The organism is Bacillus cereus group sp. BfR-BA-01382 (genome assembly GCF_022663475.1).
GTDB classification, from domain to species: Bacteria; Bacillota; Bacilli; order Bacillales; family Bacillaceae_G; genus Bacillus_A; species Bacillus_A thuringiensis_S.
Genome location: NZ_JAKUFQ010000411.1, coordinates 1 through 235 on the forward strand (window position 1 = coordinate 1; position 235 = coordinate 235).

The window sequence follows — 235 nt, forward strand, 5'->3', positions numbered from 1 at the left end:
TGTTACTGTTTCTTTGTTTTCTTTTTCAGCAGTTACTTTGTCTTCAATTTTATTGTCTTTACTTCCCGTTACAGAACCACCATCTGTTTGTGTATCTTTGTCTTCTGTTACTGTGCCATTATCGTCTTTGTTCCCTTTGTCCTCGTTCGTACCTTTGTCTTCATTTGTACCTTTATCTTCGTTAGTGCCTTTGTCTTCATTTGTTCCTTTATCTTCGTTAGTGCCTTTGTCTTCG

The 235-nt window shown here is 37.0% G+C and carries 1 pseudogene; it reads right to left on the reverse strand.

The window, feature by feature from the left end:
* A pseudogene (locus MR160_RS34530) lies at window positions 1-235 on the reverse strand (hypothetical protein); the annotation flags it as partial.